The organism is Cohnella nanjingensis, assembly GCF_014212125.1.
In the GTDB taxonomy this organism is placed as follows: Bacteria; Bacillota; Bacilli; order Paenibacillales; family Paenibacillaceae; genus Cohnella; species Cohnella nanjingensis.
Map to the genome: position 1 here is coordinate 138,740 of NZ_JACJVP010000047.1, position 23,130 is coordinate 161,869.

Here is a 23,130-nt window from a genome sequence, read left to right on the forward strand (position 1 = left end):
CCCGCTATTGGTTCAACCCGATCAGATCCGCCATTTTGACCAACGCGTAGCCTTTCTTTTTTAGACGTTCTATGACGATCGGCAGCGCTTCGATCGTATGAATATCGTCGAGCATGTGCAGGAGGATGACACTCCCGTTCTGCGTCTGATTGATGACGTTGTTCTCGATGTCTTTGGCGCTATTGTGATCGTCCCAGTCGAAGGTCGTCACGTCGTAGAGCGCGATATTCGGGAATCCGATCGCAGAGATGATCTTAGCCGTTTTGTCGTCGATCTCACCTGTCGGAGGCCTGAAAAGCATCGTAGGCTGCTGCTGAATTGCTTCGGTGATGACTTGGTGCGCCTTCAAGATGTCGTTCTGCAGTTGTTCCGGCGTTAGCGTGGTCACGACCGGGTGCGAGTAGGAATGGTTGGCCACGTCATGGCCCGCTTCGAGGATGGCTCTTGCTAAATTGGGATTCGCTTCGACTCCATTTGCGCGAAGAAAGAACGTTGCCTTGACGTCGTACTTTTCCAGAATATCCAGAATCTTCGTTACGGTATAATCGGTGCCCCAATCATCGAATGTCAGTGCAACCTCTTTGTTACGCGTAGCCCGGTTACTAGAGATGAGGTTGTACTTCGCGTTACCGTAGTTCGGGTTCAGCTTAATCGCATCGTAGCCCTTAATTTCTTCCAGCGGTTTACGAATGCCGCCATGAGCAATCAGCTTGCTTACCGGAATGAAGGAATAGCCGACGTCTTCGGCCGCGCGGGCCAGCATCGGAACAGCCTCCAGCAGTGCTTTGTCTTCTTCCGTATCGATGTTGATGATGCCACCGCGGGTGATATGCTTACGAACATACAGATACTTCTCCTGTTCGGATTCGCTTTGCCAATTGTGCAAGAACAAACTATACCCGACGACGCCCTTCAACCCGTTATGCGCCGCGGCCAAGCGGACGTCATCGTTGTAGTCGCCAGACCGTGTTCGGACGTACTGAGGCGTCATGCCCGTCTCGCGCCGGATGATCTCGTTACTCAGTTGAATTTCCTTGTAGATCTTCTCGTAGCCGAGTTTAGTGAGATCAAGGCGATTCAGCGTATTGTTCTCGATCTCGTGCCCCCGCGCCACGATCTCTTTGGCGACGTCCGGCTCTTCCGCGACCCGCATGCCGGGGAGGAAGAAGGTCGCCTTGATGCCGTACCGGTCCAGCTCGTCGAGCAATCGCTTCATCGTCTTGTCGTCGCCCATGCCGTTGAAAGTCAGCGACAGCTCCCGCTTGGCCGTGTAGACGTAGGGGATCACTTTGCTCTTTTCCCCGGTGTATCTGACGATCTCCGGCTCCGCCTTCGATGCGCCCGGGACCGGATCGCCCGCATTTCCGCTGCCGCCGAACAGTCCGCAGCCCGACATCCAGACGATCCCCACGACCGCCAGCAGCAGCCGTGAACCCGATCGCCGAAGCCGATTTCCCGTTGAGGGATATGTATTCATGCGCTTTCTCACTCCTGCTCCGCCGTCTTGTCCCATCCATCGATCTCTACCAATGTAACGGGAAGAGGAGGAATATTCTTGTGGTAAATTGTTGCAACGGCCTCCCTTGAATGCAATGCCACTCATTGTAACATCGAGGACTGAACAATTTCTTAACGTCCTTCTCCCCTGCGGGCATAAAAAGAAATAAAGTCCTCCACAATAAGGAAATCACCCTAACGTTTGGAGGACTTGCGATGTTGGACAATTTGGAGAGCAATTACGACTGCGCCCGCGCGGGAGAGGACCTTCCTCAGCTCAATCAGGAGCTTGCGGAACTTCGCGGACGAGGAACGGAAACGCAGGAGGATCAAGAGCGGATCAACCGCCTCGAGAATCAGATCTCGTTCATCTTGAACAAGTGCGATATCCCTCCCTCTTGAACCTGCCTGCATGATGCGATTCGCTTCAGCCCCTTCCATCCAGCTGGGCCGAAGGGGCTCTTGGCGTTCCCCCGACAAACGAACAAAAACGCGGCCTCCCGTTACCGGGCGAGCCGCGTTCCATAGCAACCATTCCGTACCGTTATTTAAACGCCGAATAAGGAATCACGAATTCTGGCATCCCATCCGCAAATGCCGTGTATTCATATTGCGTGAAGTAAATAACGACCCCATTCCGGTTGAGGAAATAATCGCGATCCGCCTCTATCGTCTTAAAAGGCGTATGCAATAATAATTTTCGGTTTTTAATTTGCTCCTTAATCTGATTGTTAATGATGGATACATAATCGGCATTCCCTTCCGTTACATCCTTCAACGTGAGCAGATCGCCCGTGGCCAGATCAAACGTATAAGGAACGCGAGCCGTAACCCCATGCGCTCCCCCCAAATCGATATAATAATCCACGTAAAGGCTCAGCTTCCCGTTCTCGTTATTCGTTACGGTATATCGTCCGTCGAAGCTGGGCTGCCGGATCACGGCCTTAGGGTTCTTGGCTAAGATTTTATTGTTTTCTTTTACGACCGGGTCCATCTCTTTTGCCCCAGCCGCAATATGCTTGTCGGCCTCCTGCTTCAAATAGGCGTTAATCTTCTGTTGCGCCTCCGTATTGGCATATCCCGAGATCACGGGGTAGTAGACCAATAAGGACTTGCCATCTCCGTTCGCGCCGATCGCTTTGGATTGAATCTGCAAATCATTCTCCGGTACTTTGCGAATTCCAATCGACTTCGTACTGTTCTCGTAGGCAATATCGTAGCCCATGCGCTCTAACAAGAAGCGAAGCGGGAGGTACGTCGTATTATCTTGAACGATCGCTTGAGGTCCGGTCATCCGTTGACCGTTCAAGGTGATGGCATTGTTAGCGAGGTTAATCTTCAACAATCGGCCCTTTCCAGAAATTCGAACAACCTGGGTAGCCTTATCGAAGTCGGTGCCTAGACCCAAGGCCGTATTCAGGTTCCGCAGCGCAATGTAGGTCGAACTATCGTTATTGATCGTACCGATGCTCTTTTTGGTTCCTTCGATGCTGAACGACTGTGCTGCAATCTTATATTTTGATTTGGAAGCCGCGGCGGCCGCATGATCCGGCAATGTCAGCATAGGAGACGACAGAAACGCTGCTGCAAGCGTAAGCGCAAGGAGCTTTCTTTTCTTATGATTTCTTTTCATTTGTCAACAATCCCTTCTTGTGCAGGGCAATCGCCCGTCTGTTCGATGGTCTATAAAAAACGATTTTCATCCAAGAAAGGTTCATCATTTGCAGTTCAGGCACAACTCACTTCGTTTACCTGTTACGAATTGGACCATCATCTGACTCTCGTCATCCCGATCGAATGACGTTTGTCACTACTCATAACAGGTCTCGGCTATTAAGATAAGAGTATCCAATAGATAGGGTGGGCTGAACGAATGAACGGAAACAATTTCTATGTGATGATTGCTGCTATAGCGGCTTTGGTATTATGGAGAAGAACCAGAAGCATGTACCGTCCAATACGAGGCAGCGGAATCCGAATGTTGATTCCTCTCCTATTTATCCTTCCTGGAGTGACGTTTCTGCTTAACCCAACCGCGAACGAACCGGCATGGGCTTTTGCGGCAGCCTTTGGACTTGGCATCGTGTTCTCAATCCCCTTAATTTGGACGACCAATTACGAGGTGAGAGAAGACAAGCTGATTTATGCGGAGAAAAACTGGGGGTTTATCGTTGCTTTCTTAGGCATTTTGATTATTCGGTTTGCTCTTCGTCAGGAGCTTTCCGATATAGATCCCCAAGGCAAAATGGCACTTTTTATGATGGTCGCTTTTGGCTATCTCATTCCATGGAGGGTCGTTTCGTTTATCAAATTTCGACGCGTGGTCAACCAGTCGAATCCTGTCCGGAGTAACTAAAAAGCGGTTGCCTAGGCAACCGCTTTTCATCATGACTGGATGAATCTGCTTCCTTCGTTCTCGGATTACTGTTTAACCAACGGGACATACTTTTTATGGCAGCTATGGGCTGCGAAGGTTTGGAATAACAATCACGATTCTGCAGTCCCGGGTTCGACCAACAAAAAATAAGTTAGGGAATTTCCAAAAATGTTAACGGAGGTAATAACAATGTCTACAAGCCGGAATCATCAAGGGGCGCATGGGATAGGACAAGTTGAAGAGCAATTGAAGCAGCAGGCAAATGCAACGGATACCATCCAAGGTGGAAGCGAAACGGATCGTGAAATTGCTAAAGCGGCAAACCGTGATGCGCATACCTCGTTAGACAAGATCATCGATAGTAAAGAACGAGGGGTTTAGTGAAATGCAGGCTGCAGATCTGTCGTAGGAGGTGAACGATTAACATGAGCAAAAAATCCGATAAAAACAATCCAAAGCATACCACATCACGATCTAACGACCCGAACGATCAAGGAAGAACTGGCGTACAAAAAAAATCGAAGTAAAGACGTACCCAGTTAAATATGATGAAAACATCAAAATATACGTGACTGGGTTCTTTTATACATCGTTTAGAGCTCGTCTAGCCCCGGCTAGGCGTGCTTTTTTGCTCCAATCGTGACTGACGAAGCAGAGCTGGCATCAAGGCATTCGCCTTCATGCCGCAAAGCTGAGGTGAATTCGAAGAGGGAAGGGCAATGGCGCCGGTGGCTGCGGGATGCTGCGCTGTCGGCGTGGAATGCTCAGCCTAAAGAGGAACGGATGAGACGCGTGGGAAGCGTAATGAGGCTGCAGTCGTTTACAGCAGCCTCATCCTGATGTTTATTGAGCTATAGTACCCGTTAGTTTAGTAAATAATATCGTGTTGTTCCCCTTCTTTTGGGTCGTTTATCACAATCCACTGTTCCTCAATTACCTTGAGTTCCTGATTGCAATAAGCCATAGCATCATCAAGTGTTTCAAACCAAAAGTCCGCGATTCCACTCTTATTCTCTTGTGTATCATACAAAAAAGCATAAACGCCATTCTCTGAGTCGTAAATCATTACCTTCCTAATGTTATCAACTGGCTCTCTAAGAAGGGCGTACATTCGCATTTCAATACCCCCAAAAGTTTCTTTTACCAACATTTTACCATTAAACTAATCTGCCCGTTAGCGCAATGACTGCTGCCCCGCGGCAGCCGTTTTGATATTGAACTATCGTCATGCGTTAGAAAGCTCACTTAATAATGTATGGATACCACATACGCAGCAACAGCAGCAGCCGGTTGATCCCGTCAAAGACCGATGGGCGGATTTGTTGTCTCTCATAAACGGGCTGCCTTCTGGAAACGTTATACAGTAAGCCCGGGGCAATTGCGCGAACCCCGGAAACCTCGAGATGGAGACGATGTGCGATGGTGAAGGAAGATGCGATTTGGGCAGCTTTGGAAGAGGTTGACGATCCTGAGGTCGGGGCGAATATCGTCGATCTGGGGCTGGTCTATCACGTATCGGTCAGCGAGGACGGAACGGCGGAAATCGAAATGACGCTGACGATTCCCGAATGCCCGCTGGCCGACGAAATCGTCGGCCAGGTGAAGGAAGCTGTGGCAAGCGTCCCCGGCGTCCACGAAGCGAAGGTCGAGCTCGTATGGGAACCGAGATGGACGCCCGCTAATATGAACGATCAGGCCAGGGAGGAAATCAAGGCGCATCGCGCGTCGATGCAGCAGTAGCCGGGAGGCGGTTATTTTTGCCCACATCCCGACATCAACCTGCCCGTTACTTCAGTAAAGGCCGCCGTGTTGAGCCGCGGTGGCCTATTCATTGTTTAATTCAGCTATCGTTCCCAGTTAGCGTAGCAATTTTTGTTCGTTGAAAGGAGTCAAGTCAACAATACATTTAGTCAAGTGTGGATTAAATACTCATTGTTGCCGTTAATTTCTACTCAAAACTATTCGTCTGTATCTCGTCTCAATATTCGCAAACTGTAATCACGTCCAAATTTTGGGGAGAGTATGCTCCAAAGTGTACCCATGGCTGTTTCAATCTTCTCCATGTTTGCTGAACCACCAACGTCCACTGGATCAAGGCCGATATCTTGAGATAACTGGATGACAACTCCCTTGGCCTCGGAATCATCGCCGCTCAGAAACGCGGTTGCGTTAATTGGACCATATTGAGGATTCGCCAGTACTTCCCATGGAAGTGTGTTAAAAGTTCTAACAACTCGGGCATTTTTTGCTTGTCGAAGCACTTCCATATCTGCGGATTTTCCATCTAAGCGATTTGTGCAATTGATAAGGATCTTATTGTTAAGATCCCCCGCTTCTCCCAGGACCCGTTCAACTTCGGTAGGTAGAACCGCCAGAAGGATAACCTCACCAAAAGCAATTGCTTCCTGCACCGTTCCTGCTTGAGCGTTCATCCCAGCTGTTTGGAGCAAAGTTCGTATTTTATCGCTTTGCGGGTCGCGTGAGCCGAACATCACTTGATGTCCGTGTGCGGCCCACAGTCTCCCTAATGTTCCACCCATATTTCCTGAACCAATAGAAGCAATTTTCATTTTGAAATCTCCTTTGCTTCTTCTAATTTTATAGTTCCATTCAAAATGTCATTGTAATAATCTAACTTCACTTTTGTTTGTTTAATAATGTTGTCCAGTTCTCGACGTTGTTTTTCCAAGCTGTTCAAATGCTCTGAAAGAATCTTGCTTCGACCCGATAACGTTTCAATGTCGTTAAGATCCCAGATTGATGAATGATTCTCAAAACATTGTCCTTCCTGAATAAACTCCTTAATATCTTCTAACGATAATCCGGTTTTCTTTAGACAATTTAAAGATGTCACTAGATGAACATCGTCGTCGCTATACGTACGTACCCCGCCTGAGCTTCTCTGGGGCGACTTTAATAAACCGATCTTTTCGTAATATCTCAGGGTATCGGGACTAAATCCTGTAAGCTCGGCAACTTGCCGGATCGTATACATTTTTCATTACCACCTTTCTTTCCATATTCTAACCGCTGGAGTCGACTCCAAGTCAACACCTATAATCATTGCATTAATCTGCCCATTAGTTCAGCAAGAAAAAGCAGTTCGCCGATAAAAAAGAAGCCTCAGATACTTCTAGAGGCTTCTTGGCTTATATTTGCGCAATTGTCCATGTCATCAAGAATCATAACCATGATTTACTCTCATAATATCCATGAACGGTACCTTGGTCACTTCCCCGAAGCTTTGAACGTGGACGAGTCTCGTTCGAGCATCCATTTTCACGATCGTTCCCCTGACTGCCTCTTCTACACCCCATACGGTCAAAGCAACTTCGGATTTTTCCTGCTGCGCTTCAACGAGCCTTTCACCCAATTCCTCCAGCTCGAATTCATCGCGTGTCGGGCGCTTGATTTTGTTTTTCTTCCCCGGTTTTGATACGGGCGGCATGACGCTCGCTCCTTTCTCGGCTGCTTGAGACACCTGCTGGTTATACGGGCCAATTCGATCCAGAACGCAAAAAGCGCGGTTCCCGGAACCCCGAGAAACCGCGCTACGCTTGAACAGTTAAGTGGTGCTGATGAAGGGATTCGAACCCCCGACCTACGCATTACGAATGCGTTGCTCTACCAGCTGAGCTACATCAGCGAGCACTTGTATAGAATACTGATTTTCGAGCGAATAGTCAAGCTTTTTTCCGCTGGTTTTTTTTGGTTTTTTTGCACGTGCGCGATGCCATACACTGGCAGGGGACGCCGGCTTTACATGCGGCGCTCCCTTTGTTATGATCGGAAATGGAACGTATGTTCTCATTTTGACGATAGGGAGCTGCAAACGATGAACCCGACTCAGTACGAACCGATGGCCGCCAAGACGATGCTGAACGCCGTGAACGCGCCTTCGATGCCGTTCGACTGGTCGCTCAACCCTTATCGCGGCTGCCAGCATGGCTGCAGCTTCTGCTATGCCCGCAGCACGCACGCCTTCCTGGGCGAAGCGGCCGACGATACGTTTCAGCGCCGCATCTTCTGGAAGGAAGACGCGCCCGCCATTCTCCGCGAACAGCTCCGCCGCATGCAAGCCCGGCGCAAGCTGCCCGGGCACGTCGCCATCGGAACGGCGACGGATCCGTACCAGCAGCTCGAAGGCAAGACGCGGCTGACGCGCGGCTGTCTGGAGGTGCTCGCCGACTTCGGGGTCGGCGCGAGCATCACCACCCGCTCTCCGCTCGTGCTGCGGGATCTGGATCTGCTGCGGCGGATGCCCGGCGCATCCGTCAATATGAGCATACACACGCTGGACACGGGGATCTGGCGCACGTTCGAGCCCGCTACGCCTTCCCCGGCGCGCAGGCTCGACTGCATGAGCAAGCTACGCGAGGCCGGCATTCGCGTGCACGCCTTCGTTGCGCCGGTCCTTCCCTATCTGACCGATGGCGAGCAAGAGACCGACGCGTTGATCGCCGCGTTGCGCGAAGCGGGCGTCCGCGAGATGATGGCTTCCTTCCTCCGGCTGTCGACGCCGGAGGTCAAGTCCTGGTTTTTCGCCACGCTGCGGGCCTCCCATCCCGAGCTCGTCGCAGCGTACGGGAGACTGTACTGGCATTCGGCGCGATTGCCCGATGCCGTGCGCCGTCCCGTCTACGCCCGGATCGACGAGCAGATGAAGCGCCACGGTCTTCGCCACATCGGCAAGTCCGATGTCCCGAAGGGCGACAGCGCCCGCACGATGCAGCCGGGCGGCACGTCCGGCGCGCCGGAGACGGCTTCCTGCCACCCTGTTCAGCTCACGCTCTTCTAACCAGCCGCTACGACGATGGTTCGGATCGCGCTAACTAGTCCCCGTGCAGACGATTCTACGCCGATTCGCCCTCAGCGAACGCCCGCCTTCCCCTTTGCATAAGCTGTGGTGGTAAACGCCTACCGCAAAGGGGAATGACGATGAACGGCCAGACCTTAATGCTCCCTATCGATATCGCAACCACGAATAAACCGCCGTTGAAGCAGAACGCGCCGGTCGTAACCGGAGGAACGAGCGAGGATGCGCGGAAAAAGATGAACGAAACGATCGCGAACGCCGTATCCGAATTGCAGAAAGCCCAAGGCTACCCTTCCTCCGACATTCAAGAGATGGACGGCACCTTCGAGATCAAGACGAACGAACGCGGCGTGCTCAGCCTCTCCCTCCTCAACTATGCCTTCACCGGCGGCGCGCACGGCAATACGCTGCAGAAGTCGCTCACGTTCGATGCCGATACCGGTCGCTCCTACAAGCTCGGAGAACTCTTCAAGCCGGGCGTCGACTACAAGAAGAAGCTCAACGCCATCATTCAAGCCCAGATCAAGGCGCGAAAGCTCCCCCTGCTCGAGAAGTATCCCGGCATCACGGACGACCAGGACTTCTATATCGCCGACAAATCGCTCGTCATTTACTTCCCGTTGTACGCGATCGTTCCCTATGCATGGGGATTCCCTTACTTCCCGATCTCGGTGTTCCAGATTCAAGACCTCATCGACGAGGAAGGCCCGCTCGGCATCTTGATGTACTGATCGCACCCGGGCAACCCGGCGCCCGGCACCCTTCCCAAACGTACGAACGGCCCGAATCTCCGTCGCTATGGACGTTAATTCGGGCCGTTCGCTTGCACGATATCAAATCGGCAGGTTTACCACTTGCTGGCGTCGATGTCGCCCGGCTTCAGGCCGGCCCAGATATTAGGCACTTGCACCGATTCCGGATGGTCGAAGACGAGGAACGCCGTAGGCAGGTAGCGGCCTTTACCGGACTTGGACGAAGGTTTGTTCATGATGTCGCCGCCTTCGGTCACGAGGATAGACGAGGAACCGCCGTCCAGATTGGCCGCGATGACGGCGCCGCGCTCCAGCAGGATCTGCTGGCAATCGTACAGGTCCGCACCGATGCTGTACCCCGGCTGACGGCCGTCGATGACGAGGAAGAGGATCGCGCCGTCTTCCCGCTGCGCCATGACCGTCCGGGGAGCGATCCCCCAGCCGGAGGCGTGGTTCTTGATCAATCCCTTGCCGTTCACGATGAGCCGGGGCTCGAAGCTCACCGCTTCGGAGATGCCGAGATTCAGCAGCTCCTTAATCGAATAGCGTCCCGCGATCATCTTGCCTTGCTTGTCGAGACCGACGATCTGGACGCTCTTGTCGCTGCCAAGACCGTTGTAGTAGATCTTGCCCTGCGTGATGACCAGGCCGATCGGCTGGAAGCCGTTACCTTGCCAGTTCGGATCGGCGAAGCCGCCCGCATTCACGCCGGCGAGCGCGCCTGTGCGCTTCACCATGCTGCCTACCAGCTCTCCGCGTCCGACCTTGTTCGGGACGACGAGCCGTACCTTGGTCGGATCGGTCACCGTCAAGACAAAGCCGTGGAAGCCCTTGCCGTCGACCTCTTCGATGCTGGTGAGAGGCTGATCGGCACTGGAGCCGGCGGCGTTCACGTCCTTGCCCCCGTCTTTGCCGGGAAGCTGAATCTCGGTATTCTGACGTTCTTCGCCCATCGCTTCGAACTGCTTCATATATTCGGCGACCCGCTCCTCCAACCCCTTCTGGCCGATGAGATACTTCGCCCAATGCCGGTGCTGGGTCGTGATGAGCGTATCCGCCGCTCGATAGCGCCAAGAGTTCCCTGACGGCGTCAGGAAGAACCAGGCGAGAAATGCCGCAAAAACGACAATGCCAACCACGAACAATCGAAGCAGCCATGCCCAGAATCCTGGCCGTTTGCGTTTGCGTTGTGTGACCCGATTGCGCGGCGGCAATGCGCCGGGAGCGGGCTGGCGGCCTTGCCCGGGACCCGGGGAAGGCGGTGTGACGATATGGCTGGGAATGGGACCCACGCTCCTTCTTCTGCATGACAATCGAATGATGCCATACAATAGACGATGCTGCCTCCCCAGTTGTTGCGTAACTTCTGCAAAAATAAGTCATTCCGCCCGGTTCGGCGCGGAAGTTCGACGGCATTTCCCCGGAAATGACAGAATCTTTATAGGCTACATAGCCGAGCTGACCGACGACTGACTTCCGGCCGCCCCTTCCGCCAATGCCTTCCGTTGCAAGCGTGGAAGCGTGCCGGCATAGAAGAAGAACGATAGGAACAGAATGACGGAGAGCGATACATAGATGAAGCTCAGACTCATGGCGTGCGGATATAGCCAAGCGATCAAGCCCAAGGCGACGGATTGCCCGAGCATCAGCAGCGGATCGTTCCAGGCGGAGACGCGCCCCATCTGGCGGGGATCGACAAGAGACGGCATCCAGCCGCCGATCGCGACGTTTACGGGCGCCATCGTGAAGCCGATGACGAGAATGGTCCCCAGGTACATCCAAGGATCGGTTGCCGACAGCAGCACGAGGCCCAGCAAGCTGGTCGCCAGCAGACCCGCGGGAATGACGAGGTGGGGGCGCCACTTTTTGACGATCGCCGCCCCTACGATGCTCCCGAGCAGCATCCCGATGCCGAAGAAGACCGCGAACAGCGAGGAGAAGAACGTGTAATGGTCCGGCGCGAGCTTATACTTCATCGTATACAGCGGAAGTACCGCGAACCCTCCGTTGAGCAGGCCGAAGAGCAGGAATCCGCTGACGAGCGCGAGCAGCAGCGGCTTCCGCTGAATATAGCCCAAGCCCTCGGTGAAGTCGTTCCGCACCTCGCGGAAACGAATCGTACGCCAAGAGGACTTGCCGTTCGGCAGCCGCACCTCCTGCGAGATCCGGCAGCTGCGGATGAGCCAGGCGGACAGCGCGAGTCCGATTCCGTCGGTGGCGACGGCCCCGATGATCCCGATCGTGTGATACGCCGCCGCGCCGATCCCGACGCTCAGCAGCGTGAAGACGCCCATGACCGTCTGATTCAGCCCGGAGGCCTGTTCATACTGGTCCGGCTTCAGGATGCCCTGCAGCATCGCCGACTCGGCCGGATAATAGAACTTCGAGACGGCGCTGCGCAGGAACAGCACGGCGAAGGCGGCCGGCAGCCAGCCTGCGGTCAGCGTGGCGATCAGGACGACCGTCAGCCCTACGCGAATCCAGCCCGCATGCTCCGCGATCCGCTGCCGGTCGAAACGGTCGGCGACGACGCCGACGGCCCAGAATACGAACAAAGTCGGCAACGAATACATCAGCTCCGCGAGCGACGCGTACCCGGGCTGCGAGGAGAAGCGGTCGAGCAGATAAAAGGCGAACGCCATGTTGCCCACGATCGTGCCGAGTTGGGACGCGACCGTCGCGAGGAACATGCGCGTAAAGTTGGGATTGCGGAACAAGGCGCTCATGGTCTCTCCTCCTCTTCACATGCGCCAAGCAAATATCGGAGCGATAGGAGAAAGCCGCCGATCTGCTCCTGCGTCCGCGCGTCCTCCGCTCCGAACTGCATGGTGTCGACCATGATCCCGTCGTTGATCGAGCTGAACATCCGGGCGATCGTCCCGATCGGCAGGCGGGGACGGAACTCGCCGTTGTCCACGCCGACTTGCAGCATCCGTTCGATCCGGGAGGTCCCTTGCTCGTATCTCCGCTCTAGCAGGTCCGTATAGACCTCCTTGCGCCAACCCATGACGAACGCTTCGATCATGACCGGGATTAATCCTTCGCGGACGCGGACGAGCTCCTCCTGCAGATGTATGAACAGCGCCGCGACCGCGCCCCATACCGTCGGATATTGGGCCATCAGTTCTTCGGCCTGCCGTTCGTTCGCCAGCTCCACCTCCTCGACGATGGCCAGGAACATCTCTTCCGTGCCGGAGAAGTACAGGTATACGCCGCCGCGGCTGAGTCCGCTCTCCTCGACGACGTCCGTCATCGTCGTAGCCGGGAAGCCTTGACGAATGAAGACGCGAACGGCAGCATCCAGGATCTCTCTGCGTTTACTTTCCCGGTGCTCCTCGCTAACTTTGGGAGACATCGCATTCGCATCCTTTCCGGATGATGCATTTAAAATGACGTTCATGTCATTTTCCATATTTTTATAATAAATGACACGCGTGTCGCTGTAAACACCGAAAATCGTCATTTAACAAAGTAAGCTTCATAAGGCTAGCGGCGATCGGTCCAGGTGTCGGGAAATCTCCTTCAATTCTTTGGACCCTGGGCTCTCGCTTCTGTTAAAATACCTAGTAAAACCGCTTGCCCGGGGATTCGGCCCGACACCTTGCGGTGGCTGACAACCCTTTTGAACGACTAATTCACTTTTCGGAGGTCAACGCATTTGAACGCGAACGCACCAGCTTATGAAGTTAACCCTTTCAACGACACGTACGTGATCTATGAATTGAAGGAGGCCGCGACGGACTCCCGCGTCCTTATCTGCCCCGAACGCGGCGGGATCGTGATCGGCTGCCGGCTGCACGGAAAAGAGCTGCTCTATCTGGACCGCGCCACCTTCCTCGACCCCCAAGCGAACATCCGCGGCGGCATTCCGGTGCTGTTCCCGATCTGCGGCCAACTTCGCGGAGGCGAATACGAGTGGGAGGGCGTTACCTACGCCATGCGCAATCACGGCGTGGCCCGCACTTCTCCGTGGGAGGTCGTCCATTCGCGGACGGACGGCGAAGCTTCGCTCACGATCGCCCTTCAGAGCAACGCGGAGACGCTGAAGGCCTATCCGTTCGAATTCGAGCTGCACTTCAACTACCGCCTGAAGGACGGCAAACTGCTCCTCGAGCAATCCTACAACAATCTGTCGGAGCGGGAGATGCCGGTGCAGGCGGGCTTCCACCCTTACTTCGCGACCGACGACAAGAACCTCGCCTACGCATCCGATGCGACGAAGACGCTGGACTACAACGACAACGAAGTGAAGCCGTTCACCGGCTCGGTCGATCTGAACGGGCTCGTGGAGTCGGTCGCCCTGCTCGATCCGAAGTCGCCGGAGATCGCTTTCCCGCTCGGCGAAGGCCGCCGCGTCAAGCTCAGCTACAGCGAAGCCTTCAAGGTCGTCGTGCTCTGGGCCGTAGAGGGCAAGCCTTTCGTGTGCGTGGAGCCGTGGACGGCGCTGAACGAAGCGCTCAACCGCAAGAAAGACCTCATCCTGGTCCCGCCGGGAGATGCCTTCGAAGCGGATCTGGTCATTGAGCTGGTCTAGTGGCCGGGCAAGCGTGGCTGGCCCTCGAGAAGGCTTGATGCCGGGCCGGGAGATGTCTTCGAGGCGGACCTGATGATTCGGATGGTTAATGGCCAGGAAGGCAGGGAAGCCAGGCCGCAAGCTCGTTGGACGTAGCGAAATAAGGAGGGGTGAAGGTGGCGGAAAAGATGACGCAAACGGGGTCGCGCCTGCGGGCTTTCGGGCCGACGGGAATGATGCTGTCGCCGCTCGGGCTCGGCTGCTGGCAATTCAGCCGCGGGCAAGGCATGATCGGGGGTTTCTGGAACGCGATCGACGACGAGGCGTCCAAGGAGATCGTCCGGGTCAGTCTCGAAGGCGGCATCAACTGGTTCGACACGGCCGAAATCTACGGTCGCGGGGAGTCCGAGCAGGCGCTCGACGAAGCGTTGACCGCCGCGGGAGACTTGGCGCGGGGCTCGCATATCGCGACAAAATGGTGGCCTGCGATGCGTACCGCAGCGAACATCCCGCAGACGATCGCAGAGCGGCAGCGTCGGCTCGGCGGCCGGCGGATCGACCTCTATATGGTGCACCAGCCCTGGTCCCTCTCCCCGGTCGCCAGCGAGATGCGGCAGATGGCCAAGCTCGTCGAGCGCGGCATGATCGCGAATGTCGGCGTCAGCAACTTCAGCGCCAAGCAAATGCGCGAATCCGACCGCGTTCTGCGCACGTTCGGCTTGCGCCTCGCCTCGAACCAGGTGAAGTACAATCTGCTCGACCGCCGGATCGAGAAAAACGGCATCCTGGAGACGGCGCAGGAGCTCGGCTGCGCGATCATCGCCTACTCTCCGCTGGAGCAAGGGCTGCTTAGCGGCAAGTTCCACCGGCAGCCCGCGCTCGCGAATCAAGTCAAGGGCCTGCGCAGGATGATGAACTCGCTCGGGCCCGCCGCCCTCGCGCAGAGCGCCCCGCTCATCGAGGCGCTCGAACGGATCGGCGCCGCCTATGGCGGTTCCGCGACCCAGGCCGCGCTGAACTGGCTGATCCACGCCCGGGGCGACACGGTCTTCGCCATCCCTGGCGCCTCCAAGGCAAAGCATGCCGAGGAGAATGTCCGGGCCATGACGTTCCGGCTCGCCGCTGACGAGCTGGCGGAGCTCGAGGAATTGTCGCTGCGCGCGGGCGCGAAGGTTTAGTGCTGGGCGCGGGCGCGAACGGCCTGCGGAAGACTCTTATAGACGCGCCTGTAACGAAAAAGCATCCAGCCGGAAATTCCGGCTGGATGCTTTTTTTGTAGACCTCTGAGGGAGCACGCACTTTCAGCCATTAAGGCGGAAAACCCGCTTTAATCGCGGCGGTGACACGCACTTTCGGCGATGAAGGCGGAAAACCCGCTTTAATCGCGGTGGTGACACGCACTTTCGGCGATTAAGGCGAAAATCCACTTTAAGCGCGGTGGAGGCGCACACTTCCGGCGATGAAGGCGGAAAATCCGCTTTACTCACAGCGGCGACACGCACTTTCAGCCATTAAGGCGGAAAACCCGCTTTACTCGCAGCCGAGACGCACACTTTCAGCCATTAAGGCGGAAAACCCGCTTTAATCGCGGTGGTGGCACACACTTCCGGCGAATAAGGCGGAAAATCCGCTTTAATCGCGGCGAGGCGCGAACTTTCAGCCATTTAAGGCGGAAAATCCGCTTTAAGCGCGGCCGAGGCGCTAATTCCCCCCGCCTCTACACGCGCGCTTGCACGGAGCGGGCATACTCGGTCGGCGTCATGCCCGTCGTCTTCTTGAACGTACGCGAGAAGACGTGGACGCTGCTGAACCCGAGCATCTCGGAGATCTCCGAGAAGTTGGCGGCCTGCTCGCGGATGGCCGTCTTCGCCCGGTCGATCCTTAACCGGATAAAATAGTGCATGACGGCATACCCCGTCTGCCGCTTGAACGCTTCCTTCAGCCGCGTCTTCGTCACGCGCGCCTCGCGGCTGATCTCCTCCAGCGTCAGCGTGCGTCCGATGTGACGCTCCATGTACGCGATCACGTGCCGCACCAGCTCGGCGTTCTCCTTGGCCTGCGCCGGCGTGAGCAGCCGCTCCGCCTCTTCCTCCCGCGGCTCGTCCATCCGGCCGAGCAGTTCCAGCAGCAGCAGCTCCAGATAGATTCCCAGACGCTGCTCCGCGCCGACCGGCGCGTCTTCCCGGCGAACCAGCGGGTGCTCGAATGGGTAGCGGAACGCCCGCATGCCTTCCTTGATCACGCCCGAAAGCAGATTCCGCTCCTCGTCGCGCAGCCGACAGACCCGGCCTTCGAAGCGTCGCATCGCCTCGGACGGGCAATCGAACGTGACGACGATGATATTGGGCGCCGTTCCGCTGCTGGCGTGAAAGCTGTGGAACTCGTTGGGCTTGTGGAAGATGACGCTGCCGGATTCCAGCACGCGCGTCTCCTCGTCCGCCCCCACCGTGATCTCGCCTTTGTCCGCATACACCAATTCCCAGAAGTCATGCCGTTCCCCATGGAAGACGTAGTTGCGCGCGAACTCGAAGTAATACATGGTGATGATCTGCCGGATCGAGAGCGTCTCCCGCAGCGTCGTGCGAATAAAGTCCATATCCGCTCCCTCCTTCGGCGAAAACGTCCAATATTATGGCTCTTCGGTCAAAGAGCCGGCGTCCGCATCCTCCTATAATGGATTTCAAGAACCCATCATACGGAGGACTGATTCGGATGAAATTAGGCATTATCGGTTATGGCTTGCGCATGCAGACCGTCGTCGGCGAGATTCTGCGGCACGACCCGGACTGCCGGATCGCGGGCATCGTGGATCCCGGCGCTCCCGAAGCGTCCGACAGAGGCGCGCCCGTCCCGCGCTACGATTCGCTCGCAGCGCTCCTAGACGGGGCAGCGCCCGACGGCCTGCTGATCGGCACCCGCTGCTCGCTGCACACGCCTTACGCGCTCCAGGCGCTGCCCACCGGCATCCCGCTCTACATGGAGAAGCCCGTCGCCACGACTTTGGCGGATTGGGCGCGGCTCGACGAGGCCTCCCGGACGTACGACACGCCGGTCGTCGTCTCCCATCCGCTTCGGCTGACGGCCATCGTGCAGATGGTGAAAGAGATCGTCGACTCGGGCGCGATCGGGACGGTCGAGCACGTCCAGGCCGTTAACAACGTTCCCTACGGCGGCGTCTATTATCACAGCTGGTACCGCGACGAGTCCGAGACCGGCGGCCTATTCCTGCAGAAGGCGACGCACGACTTCGACTATATCAACTACGTCCTCGGCCGCCGGCCCGTCTCGGTGTGCGCGATGGCGTCCAAACAGGTTTTCAAGGGCAACAAGCCGGCCGGCCTCCGCTGCGCCGACTGCGAAGAGAACCGCACCTGCGCGGAGAGTACCGTCGGGACCCCGAACGCCGACGATTGGGCCTACTGCTGCTTCGCCGAGGACACCGGCAACGAAGATTCCGGCAGCGCGCTCATCCGCTACGAGGGCGGCATGCACGTCTCCTACTCGCAGAACTTCTTCGCCCGCAGAGGCGCCGCCGCCCGCGGCGCGACCTTCCTCGGCTACAAGGGCACGGTCTCGTTCGACTTCGTCACCGGGGAAGTGACCGTCCATCACCACCACAAACCGCGGGTGGACCGTTACCGGTTCGATTCGGGAGAAGGCCACTTCGGCGGGGATCTCGGCTTGGCCGCGAACTTCGTCGACGTCATGCGCGGCCGCGGTCCGTCGATCAGCACGCTGGAAGACGGCCTCGTGAGCGCGCTTCTGTGCCTGAAGGCCAAGGAGGCGCAGCAGACCGGCATGTACCAGGATTTGAACGAGCTGCGCGCCGTTCAGGGCGCCATGAATTGAGTATAAAGGCTTGCCTCGCCTCCCGTCGAGCGGACATTCGAAGGCGGGACGCCGTGAGGATCGGTCACAGATTGTTGGAATTCGGTGTGATCGCAATCACAGGAGCGGATGAGCAGCCTGGCTTATACTTGGGGCAGCCAAGTAGAGAAAGCGAGGAATTAGCGTGCTCAGCGAGAGTTCGATCCGAATCATTCAATCTACGGTGCCGGTCCTGCAGATCCACGGAACGTCCATTACGAAGCGTTTCTACGAGAGGTTGTTCGAACGGCATCCCGATCTGCTGAATCTGTTCAATCAAGCGAATCAGGAGCAGGGCAGTCAGCAAGCCGCGCTCGCCAACGCCGTGTACGAAGCGGCCAAGCATATCGACCGGCTCGATACGATCCTCCCCGTCGTCCGATCCGTTGCCCACAAGCATCGCAGTCTCGGCGTCCTGCCGGAGCATTATCCCCTCGTCGGACAGAACCTCATTGCCGCGATCAAGGACGTACTCGGCGAGGCGGCGACGGACGAAATTCTCCAAGCGTGGACGGAAGCCTATGGCGTTATCGCAGATACGTTTATCGGCGTCGAGTCTGAGATGTACGGGGCAGCCAAGGAGCGGCATGGCGGCTGGCAGGGTTATCGCGCCTTCGCCGTGGCCAGGAAAGTCCGGGAGAGCGACGTCATCGCCTCGTTCTACCTCGCCCCTCGGGACGGGGGCGACCTCCCCCGTTTCGAACCGGGGCAGTACCTCAGCTTGAAGGCGGAGATTCCAGGAGAGGCGCATACGCATATCCGACAATACAGCCTGTCCGACGCCCCCGGCAAAGCGTACTACCGCATCTCCGTGAAGCGGGAGGATTCGGCTCCGGGCCGGCCCGCAGGCCTCGTATCGAATTACTTGCACGAACAGATCGAGGAAGGATCCGTCGTATGGATCTCTGCGCCCGCGGGAGACTTCGCTCTGGATCGCGCAGATGCACGCCCAGTCGTCCTGCTGAGCGGCGGAGTCGGCATCACGCCTTTGGCTAGCATGCTGAACGTTTTGTCCGAATCCGATCCGCACCGCCAAGTGACGTTCATCCATGCGGCGCGGAACGGAGACTCGCATGCCTTGAAGGAAGCGGTGGAAGAGCTCGTCCGCAACCATTCGAACATCGCCGCTTTCTGGTGCTACAGCAATCCAACGGACCGGGATCGGGCGTCGAACGCCTTTCACGCAGAAGGTTATATCGACCTCTCCTGGCTACAATCGATCGTGCCAGACCGGAATGCAAGCTATTACTATTGCGGTCCCTTGCCTTTCATGCGGACGGTATCCCGCCTTCTGCGCAAGTGGGAGATCCCGGCTGCCGACATGCACTACGAGTTCTTCGGCCCGGCCGCTCGGCTCTCAGATGCGGAGTGAGCCTTCAAGAGACGATTCACCGTCTCCCGGCGAAGGCCGATGAATTGACCGATCTCGTCCTGCGTCAGCAGCTCGATTAGGTCGGCCGAGGCATAATACGAACGAAACCAAGCCCGAAGCTTCCGCAGCTTCTCCGCCGGAGCGACTTCGGTAAGCTGGTCCAACCGCTGCTGCATCATCCGCAGCTTGTCCTGCAGGAGCAGGGCGATCTCCCGGCAGCGCTGAGGGTTGGATTCCAGCTCCCCGTACCAATCGGGAGCCGACAGCATGTCGACTTCGCAGGTGGTCAGCGCGATGGCCGTCCCGTAGTAAGGATTGGGACTAATCAATGAGTGATGGGGAATAATCTCCCCCGGTACGATAACGTTCACCAGGACTTGATTGCCGTCGCCGTGCAGGCGGACGATCTTCAGCAGACCGCTCCTTAGGCGGTACAACGAACCCGATTCGCCTTGGCGGAAGAGCGTCTCGCTCTTGTGCAGGATCATGCGAACCTCCCTATCCTTTCGTTGTCTATATTGTAACAGGCGGCACATCCGTTTACGCGCGAGCGCCGCCAACAAATACAGGCTGTCCCTCCGCGGCATTCGGTCCGCGGCAGAGACAGCCTGTTCTTTTTTATTGCGGGTGCATCTTCTTGACCAACGCTTCGAGGGGCTCCCGCCATGCGGGTATCGCCAGCTCCTTCATGTAGGCCAGCATGCCGCGGACGATGAAGCGGTCCGGGATCGGCTTCGTCAGCTCGTCTTCCAGCCGGGAAGCGACGCCGACCATATCCGACCGCCGTTCCGCGCCGATCTCCCGTTCGTCCGACTGTTCAGCCAGCCGAAGCAGCTCGCGGATCAGCCGGCGAATCTCCTGCTCCGCACCCGTCGTCGGGGAATCGTCGATCGCGATCTCCGCTACCTCCGGGTCGATGAGCGGCGCTCCGCCGCGGCCGATCAGGCCATCCATGATATCGTCGAGCCGCAGCAGCAGGTAGTCGATCATCCGGTCTCCGTCGAACGGCGGCTGCCCCAGCATGTACGTATGCATGAGCTCTTGGAACATGCCGCCCAGCAGCGCCGCGCCCTCCCATGCATAAGGCCGGGCGCTCGGGCCGTAGATCGCCTCGATGTGCTGCTGTTTCCATTTCAGCGTCCGCGCGCGAATCCCGAGCATAAGCTTGAACGTCTCCTGCTGGTTCGTCGCCGGATGCGGCTCGCGCACCAGCATGAGGAGGAGCTCCCGGTTGTCCCGGAAAAAAGCGAGACGGCGCTTGAGCTGCAGTCTGAACTGATCCCGCGGGGGCAGATGCCGCTCCTCCGGCAGTACCGACATGCCGGACATCATCCGTTCGGCGTAATGCCAGAACACCGACTGGAGCAGCTCTTCCTTCGACTTGAAGTAGAAGTAGATGGATCCCTTCGCCATGCCGAGCTCATCGACGATCTCCTGGATCGAAGTCGCGTGGAATCCTTTGCGGGAGAAGCAGCGCATGGCCGCTTCGATGATCTGAACCTTCTTGTCGCTCAACGCCGTCCAACTCTCCTCTCCCCGATTGCCGGCTTTATTCGGCTTTGGGCTTGCGGCGAAGCTTCATCAGCACTTCATACGCGATCGGCACGATGACCAGCGTCAGCAAGGTCGAGCTGACCAGGCCGCCGATAACGGTGACGCCCAGGCCCTTGGAGATGATGCCCGCGCTCTCGAAGCCGAAGGCAAGCGGCAGGAGCGCGCCAATCGTCGCGAGCGCCGTCATCAGGATCGGGCGAAGACGCGTGCCGGCCGCTTCGAGAATCGCCTCGCGGGTCGACAGGCCTTCCTTCTCCTTGTGAATGACGCGGTCGATGAGGACGATCGCGTTCGTGACGACGATCCCGATCAGCATGAGCGCGCCCATCAGCGCCGAGACGCTCAGCGTCTCTCCGGTGAGCCACAGGGCCACCAGGCCGCCGATGATGGTGAACGGCAGCGAGAACATGATCGCGAACGGCGCGAGACCGCCGCCGAACGTCAGGACGAGCACGAGGTAGACGATCGCGATCGCCGCGACTATCGCCAGTCCCAGCTGTGTGAACGTTTCGTTGATCTGCTCCGTGACGCCGCCGTATTTCACTTCGACGGTCGCAGGTTTCTGCAGCTTATCGACCTTGGCTTGCAGATCGGAGGACGCCTTCGCTACGTTCGACGAGGTGATGTCCCCGCTCACGGTGACGACCATCCGGCCGTTCTCGCGGGCGATCGAGTTCGGCGCTTTGCCTTCTTCGACCTTGGCTACGTCCTTGATCGGAACTTTGACGCCCAGCGGCGATTGCAGCTCCGCGTTCTCGATATCCGCGATGCTGCCGTACTCGGTGCCTTCCACGGTGACGTATACGTTGTATTTCTTGCCGTCCTGCTCGATCGTAGTCAATGCCGTCGATTGGCGGGCCGGCATCAGCTTCATGGCGAGCTGTCCGGCCGTCAGGCCGTATTGGCTCATCTTCGCCTGATCGGCGACCAGCGTGTATTGATCGTAGGTCTTGGAAAGGCTGGTGTCGACCTTCGCGAACGAAGCGTCCTGCTTCATCAGATCTGCGATTTGATCGACGATCGGCTGGATCTCGTTCAAGGAATCGCCGTAGACGCTCAGGCTGAACTTGCTGCCGCCGACGCCGCCTGAGAAGTCCATCTCTCCCCATTCGCCTTCCTTAACCACCGACTTGAGTCCGTCGACGATCGCGGTCTTCTTGTCCGCGAAGTCCTTGGTGTCGTCCTTGAATTGCAGATAGAACAGGCCGGACTTGGACGGTCCCGGAGACATCGGATTGCTGCCCCCGACCGAATATTGCAGGTTCGTGATGTCCGGCTGCTTCAGCAGGTACTCCTCGGCTTTGAGCGCGCGTTGCTCCACGTCCGAGAGCAGCGCGCCCGGTTCCGGCGAGTAGGTGATCATCGTGTACTTCTCCTCCTGGGCCGGCAGGAAGCTCGCGCCGATGACCGGGATGAGGAAGAGGCTCGCGACGAGCAGCGCCACCGCGATGAGCACGGTGATGACCTTGTGCCGCAGCGCGGAAGAGAGCAAGCGACGGTAGGCGGTGCCGAGACGGCCCGGATTGTCGTCGTGGGCCTTCGCTTTGCCGGGCTTCACGCCGTTGCGGAACAGCGTGTGCGCCAGCATCGGGACGAGCGTGATCGCCACGAGCAGCGAGGCGAGCAGCGAGAACACGATCGTCAGCGCGAACGGCAGGAAGAGCTGTCCGACCATGCCGCTGACCGTGCCCAGCGGCAGGAAGACCGCGATCGTGACGAGCGTGGACGACATGATCGGCATGAACATCTCGCGGGTCGCTTCCTGGACGAGCTCCTTGCCCTTCAGCTTCTCGCCGGACAGCGACATGCGCCGGTAGATATTCTCGATGACGACGATCGAGTCGTCGACGACGCGCCCGATCGCGACGGTCATGGCGCCGAGCGTCATGATGTTCAGGGTGATGTCGAACTGCTGTAGCAGCAGCACGCCGATGATGAGGGACAGCGGGATCGATAGGATCGAGATGAGCGTCGTCCGCAGATTCCGCAGGAACAGCAGGATGATGATGACCGCGAACAGCGCGCCGAACAGCGCTTTGCTCAGCATCGTCTCGACGGACTTCTCGATCGGCTTGCCTTGGTCGAGCAGGACCGTCATGTTCAGATCCTTGTGCTTTTCTTTGAGCTTGTCCGCTTCGTCCTTCACGGCGTTGACGACATCGACCGTGTTGGCATCGTTGGACTTCACGATCTGGATGCCGATCGACTCCTTGCCGTTCGTGCGCGAGATCGACTCGGCTTGGCCGACCAGCTCCACATTCGCGAGCTCGCTCAGCTTCACGGTCGGGATGCCCGCGGCCGCGCCTGCGCCCGGCGTTGCTCCTGCCCCCGGTGCCGCGACTGCGCCATTGCCCGCGCCGCCGGCACCGGGGGCAGGAGCAA

Annotated in this window: 23 protein-coding genes and 1 tRNA gene; 10 read left to right on the forward strand and 14 right to left on the reverse strand. The window is 57.4% G+C overall.

Features of this window, described 5'->3' with window-relative positions; genetic code table 11:
- Nucleotides 1-4: 4 nt before the first annotated feature.
- Nucleotides 5-1,477, reverse strand: coding sequence for a polysaccharide deacetylase family protein (locus H7C19_RS28045; RefSeq protein ID WP_185672392.1), 1,473 nt, complete (start codon nucleotides 1,475-1,477; stop codon nucleotides 5-7).
- Nucleotides 1,478-1,713: 236 nt separating this feature from the next.
- On the opposite strand from H7C19_RS28045, the gene H7C19_RS28050 reads away from it, so the two are divergent.
- Nucleotides 1,714-1,899, forward strand: coding sequence for a DUF2524 domain-containing protein (locus H7C19_RS28050; RefSeq protein WP_185672393.1), 186 nt, complete (start codon nucleotides 1,714-1,716; stop codon nucleotides 1,897-1,899).
- A gap of 142 nt (nucleotides 1,900-2,041) precedes the next feature.
- Here the strand turns inward: H7C19_RS28050 and H7C19_RS28055 are convergent, their stop codons facing one another.
- The gene (locus tag H7C19_RS28055; RefSeq protein WP_185672394.1) at nucleotides 2,042-3,130 is read right to left on the reverse strand and encodes a stalk domain-containing protein; all 1,089 of its coding nucleotides are present in this window, start codon (nucleotides 3,128-3,130) and stop codon (nucleotides 2,042-2,044) included.
- A 240-nt stretch (nucleotides 3,131-3,370) separates the two neighbouring features.
- Between H7C19_RS28055 and H7C19_RS28060 the strand changes: the two genes are divergently transcribed.
- A complete protein-coding gene (locus H7C19_RS28060) occupies nucleotides 3,371-3,853 on the forward strand; it encodes a CcdC family protein (RefSeq protein ID WP_185672395.1) in 483 nt (160 codons plus the stop codon).
- A gap of 210 nt (nucleotides 3,854-4,063) precedes the next feature.
- Entirely contained in the window at nucleotides 4,064-4,255 is a 192-nt protein-coding gene (locus H7C19_RS28065) for a hypothetical protein (protein WP_185672396.1), read from the forward strand.
- A gap of 487 nt (nucleotides 4,256-4,742) precedes the next feature.
- Here the strand turns inward: H7C19_RS28065 and H7C19_RS28070 are convergent, their stop codons facing one another.
- The gene (locus tag H7C19_RS28070; protein WP_246469857.1) at nucleotides 4,743-5,024 is read right to left on the reverse strand and encodes a hypothetical protein; all 282 of its coding nucleotides are present in this window, start codon (nucleotides 5,022-5,024) and stop codon (nucleotides 4,743-4,745) included.
- A gap of 269 nt (nucleotides 5,025-5,293) precedes the next feature.
- Here H7C19_RS28070 and H7C19_RS28075 point away from each other — a divergent pair, with 269 nt between their 5' ends.
- On the forward strand, nucleotides 5,294-5,614 hold the full coding sequence (locus tag H7C19_RS28075; protein WP_185672398.1) for a metal-sulfur cluster assembly factor: 321 nt from the start codon (nucleotides 5,294-5,296) through the stop codon (nucleotides 5,612-5,614).
- Between the two features lie 218 nt (nucleotides 5,615-5,832).
- On the opposite strand, the gene H7C19_RS28080 is transcribed toward H7C19_RS28075, so the two are convergent.
- The 4 genes from H7C19_RS28080 to H7C19_RS28095 form a co-directional block, all read right to left on the reverse strand.
- Nucleotides 5,833-6,444, reverse strand: a complete 612-nt coding sequence (locus H7C19_RS28080; protein WP_185672399.1) for an NADPH-dependent F420 reductase — start codon at nucleotides 6,442-6,444, stop codon at nucleotides 5,833-5,835.
- On the reverse strand, nucleotides 6,441-6,869 hold the full coding sequence (locus tag H7C19_RS28085; protein ID WP_185672400.1) for a MerR family transcriptional regulator: 429 nt from the start codon (nucleotides 6,867-6,869) through the stop codon (nucleotides 6,441-6,443). Before H7C19_RS28085 ends, H7C19_RS28080 begins: the two co-directional genes overlap by 4 nt.
- Nucleotides 6,870-7,049: 180 nt before the next feature.
- Nucleotides 7,050-7,322 carry a YolD-like family protein gene (locus H7C19_RS28090; protein ID WP_185672401.1) on the reverse strand — a complete coding sequence of 91 codons (273 nt, stop codon included), beginning with the start codon at nucleotides 7,320-7,322 and terminating at the stop codon, nucleotides 7,050-7,052.
- A 122-nt stretch (nucleotides 7,323-7,444) separates the two neighbouring features.
- Nucleotides 7,445-7,520: transfer RNA gene (locus H7C19_RS28095), tRNA-Thr, on the reverse strand.
- A 189-nt stretch (nucleotides 7,521-7,709) separates the two neighbouring features.
- On the opposite strand from H7C19_RS28095, the gene H7C19_RS28100 reads away from it, so the two are divergent.
- Nucleotides 7,710-8,672 (forward strand): SPL family radical SAM protein, encoded by a 963-nt coding sequence (locus H7C19_RS28100; protein ID WP_185672402.1) that lies wholly within the window; start codon nucleotides 7,710-7,712, stop codon nucleotides 8,670-8,672.
- A gap of 140 nt (nucleotides 8,673-8,812) precedes the next feature.
- On the forward strand, nucleotides 8,813-9,421 hold the full coding sequence (locus H7C19_RS28105; RefSeq protein ID WP_185672403.1) for a DUF3298 and DUF4163 domain-containing protein: 609 nt from the start codon (nucleotides 8,813-8,815) through the stop codon (nucleotides 9,419-9,421).
- 116 nt (nucleotides 9,422-9,537) lie between these two features.
- Here the strand turns inward: H7C19_RS28105 and H7C19_RS28110 are convergent, their stop codons facing one another.
- From H7C19_RS28110 to H7C19_RS28120, 3 genes are all read right to left on the reverse strand, one after another.
- Nucleotides 9,538-10,713 (reverse strand): phosphodiester glycosidase family protein, encoded by a 1,176-nt coding sequence (locus H7C19_RS28110; RefSeq protein WP_376775450.1) that lies wholly within the window; start codon nucleotides 10,711-10,713, stop codon nucleotides 9,538-9,540.
- A gap of 174 nt (nucleotides 10,714-10,887) precedes the next feature.
- Entirely contained in the window at nucleotides 10,888-12,168 is a 1,281-nt protein-coding gene (locus H7C19_RS28115; protein WP_185672404.1) for an MFS transporter, read from the reverse strand.
- Nucleotides 12,165-12,797, reverse strand: coding sequence for a TetR/AcrR family transcriptional regulator (locus tag H7C19_RS28120; RefSeq protein WP_185672405.1), 633 nt, complete (start codon nucleotides 12,795-12,797; stop codon nucleotides 12,165-12,167). The genes H7C19_RS28115 and H7C19_RS28120 overlap by 4 nt, the downstream gene beginning before the upstream one ends.
- 303 nt (nucleotides 12,798-13,100) lie before the next feature.
- Here H7C19_RS28120 and H7C19_RS28125 point away from each other — a divergent pair, with 303 nt between their 5' ends.
- Nucleotides 13,101-13,976, forward strand: a complete 876-nt coding sequence (locus H7C19_RS28125; RefSeq protein ID WP_185672406.1) for an aldose epimerase family protein — start codon at nucleotides 13,101-13,103, stop codon at nucleotides 13,974-13,976.
- Between the two features lie 155 nt (nucleotides 13,977-14,131).
- The gene (locus tag H7C19_RS28130; RefSeq protein WP_313732028.1) at nucleotides 14,132-15,133 is read left to right on the forward strand and encodes an aldo/keto reductase; all 1,002 of its coding nucleotides are present in this window, start codon (nucleotides 14,132-14,134) and stop codon (nucleotides 15,131-15,133) included.
- Nucleotides 15,134-15,672: 539 nt separating this feature from the next.
- On the opposite strand, the gene H7C19_RS28135 is transcribed toward H7C19_RS28130, so the two are convergent.
- Complete coding sequence (locus tag H7C19_RS28135) at nucleotides 15,673-16,551, reverse strand: AraC family transcriptional regulator (protein WP_185672407.1); 879 nt, start codon at nucleotides 16,549-16,551, stop codon at nucleotides 15,673-15,675.
- 116 nt (nucleotides 16,552-16,667) lie between these two features.
- On the opposite strand from H7C19_RS28135, the gene H7C19_RS28140 reads away from it, so the two are divergent.
- A complete protein-coding gene (locus H7C19_RS28140) occupies nucleotides 16,668-17,804 on the forward strand; it encodes a Gfo/Idh/MocA family protein (protein ID WP_185672408.1) in 1,137 nt (378 codons plus the stop codon).
- Nucleotides 17,805-17,967: 163 nt separating this feature from the next.
- Nucleotides 17,968-19,194 carry an NO-inducible flavohemoprotein gene (gene hmpA / locus H7C19_RS28145; protein WP_185672409.1) on the forward strand — a complete coding sequence of 409 codons (1,227 nt, stop codon included), beginning with the start codon at nucleotides 17,968-17,970 and terminating at the stop codon, nucleotides 19,192-19,194.
- Here the strand turns inward: hmpA and H7C19_RS28150 are convergent.
- The 3 genes from H7C19_RS28150 to H7C19_RS28160 form a co-directional block, all read right to left on the reverse strand.
- On the reverse strand, nucleotides 19,149-19,682 hold the full coding sequence (locus tag H7C19_RS28150; RefSeq protein WP_185672410.1) for a Crp/Fnr family transcriptional regulator: 534 nt from the start codon (nucleotides 19,680-19,682) through the stop codon (nucleotides 19,149-19,151). The two genes, hmpA and H7C19_RS28150, sit on opposite strands and share 46 nt — an antisense overlap.
- Nucleotides 19,683-19,812: 130 nt before the next feature.
- A complete protein-coding gene (locus tag H7C19_RS28155) occupies nucleotides 19,813-20,709 on the reverse strand; it encodes a TetR/AcrR family transcriptional regulator (protein WP_185672411.1) in 897 nt (298 codons plus the stop codon).
- 34 nt (nucleotides 20,710-20,743) lie between these two features.
- Nucleotides 20,744-23,130, reverse strand: a 2,387-nt coding sequence (locus tag H7C19_RS28160; protein WP_185672412.1) for an efflux RND transporter permease subunit, incomplete at its 5' end; no start/stop codon positions are given.